The organism is Streptomyces sp. URMC 124 (assembly GCF_051386455.1).
Lineage (GTDB): Bacteria > Actinomycetota > Actinomycetes > Streptomycetales > Streptomycetaceae > Streptomyces.
Genome location: NZ_JBPQTS010000335.1, coordinates 1 through 1,111, shown reverse-complemented (window position 1 = coordinate 1,111; position 1,111 = coordinate 1). Strand labels below are relative to the sequence as shown.

2 protein-coding genes are annotated in these 1,111 nt (G+C 72.9%); both read left to right on the top strand.

Annotated features, from left to right (window positions below):
- Positions 1–244 (top strand): hypothetical protein (locus ACSNOG_RS32775; protein ID WP_436756340.1); only part of this gene is annotated, 244 nt, incomplete at its 5' end.
- A 154-nt stretch (positions 245–398) separates the two neighbouring features.
- Complete coding sequence (locus tag ACSNOG_RS32770; RefSeq protein ID WP_436756339.1) at positions 399–1,073, top strand: AIM24 family protein; 675 nt, start codon at positions 399–401, stop codon at positions 1,071–1,073.
- The last annotated feature ends 38 nt before the right edge of the window (positions 1,074–1,111 follow it).

The following is a 1,111-nucleotide window of genomic DNA, read 5'->3' as shown; positions in this document are numbered from 1 at the left end:
CCCTCACACCCCACCTCTCCGGAAGGACACTCCCATGGACCCCCGTCCCTCCCCGCTCGCCCGCCTCCGCAGTGCCGGTGGCCTGTTCCTGGCCGCGCTCACCCTCGCCGGGACCGCCGTCGCCACCACGACCACGACGACCGTCACCGTCACGGCGACCACGACCACGACCGGCACCGGCGGCACGGACGGTTCCGGCCCCTGCCGGGCCGTCGGGCCCGGCACCTGCCTCCACCGCAACTGACCCCACCGGTCAACCCCGCCCGCCGTACGCAGCAGGGCCGTCACCCTCCCCGGCGGCCCTGTCTGCGCGCACGGGGGCGACCGCCCCAGTGCGCCGCATTCGCCCCGGCTCGCGCCATTGCCGCCCGTCCGTCCCATGGGTGATCATGCACGGCATGCACAGTGACCTCTTCGCCCAGCAGAACATGGCCAAGCCCGCCGCCGCGCCCGGCATGGCCGTCCACAACGCCAAGTCCATCGTCTACGCCGTCGACGGCGAGTGCTACGCGCGCCAGGGGTCCATGGTCGCCTTCCGCGGCGACCTGCAGTTCGAGAAGCTCGGCCAGGGCGTCGGCAAGTTCCTCAAGCGTGCCGTCACCGGCGAGGGCCTGGCCCTGATGGCCGTGCGGGGCCGCGGCGAGGTGTGGTTCGCGCACGAGGCCGCCAACTGCTTCGTCGTCGACATCGCGCCCGGCGAGAGCCTGACCGTCAACGGCCGCAACGTACTGTGCTTCGACCCGACCCTCTCGTACGAGATCCAGGCCGTGAAGGGGGCGGGCATGACGGGCGGCGGGCTCTTCAACTCCGTCTTCACCGGTCACGGCAAGCTCGGCGTGATATGCGAGGGCAACCCCATCGTCATCCCCGTCTCCGCGCAGGCCCCTGTCTACGTGGACACCGACGCGGTCGTCGGCTGGTCCGCCTCCCTGCGCACCTCGCTGCACCGCTCCCAGAGCCTGGGGTCCATGCTGCGCGGCGGCTCCGGAGAGGCCGTCCAGCTCAAGCTGGAGGGAGAGGGCTTCGTGATCGTCCGTCCGAGCGAGGCCAAGCCGCAGCAGCAGCACGGCTGACCCGCGCGCCCGGCCGCCCGGCGGCCCGGGCGGTGCGG

Coding starts and splice junctions, on each gene's coding strand:
- ACSNOG_RS32770 (WP_436756339.1), top strand. CDS start 399: ATGCACAGTGACCTCTTCGCCCAGCAGAACATGGCCAAGCCCGCCGCC.